This is a genomic window from Staphylococcus sp. GDY8P94P (genome assembly GCF_017892255.1).
Taxonomy (GTDB): domain Bacteria; phylum Bacillota; class Bacilli; order Staphylococcales; family Staphylococcaceae; genus Staphylococcus; species Staphylococcus cohnii.
In genome coordinates this window covers 1-301 of record NZ_JAESKU010000002.1, presented here as the reverse complement: position 1 = coordinate 301, position 301 = coordinate 1, and the positions used below count along the sequence as shown (strand labels likewise).

Here is a 301-nt window from a genome sequence, read left to right as displayed (position 1 = left end):
TCTATGGTTAACTTGTTTTTCAATAGTATCCCAATTTGTGTAATACCTAGACGATAAAGTTTTTCCGACACCAGGTTGACCATAGCAGATCCCAATATATTGATATTTAATACAAGCATCACAAAATTCAGCAAAGCGTTTATACTCTTTCGTTTCAATGAAATTTTGATTTTTAGTCATTACGATACCTCTTTAATTTTTTGACGTTTTTAGTCGTTTCTTGAGGTGAATAACCACAATTTTTTTCTTCCTTAATTAATTCCGTGGTACTTGGACTAGCAATATTTTGTTTTAAGTGTTT

Annotated in this window: 1 pseudogene; it reads right to left on the bottom strand. The window is 30.6% G+C overall.

Annotated elements, in window-relative coordinates:
- Positions 1 to 180: pseudogene (locus tag KA926_RS03345) on the bottom strand (AAA family ATPase); the annotation flags it as partial.
- Positions 181 to 301: the final 121 nt, after the last annotated feature.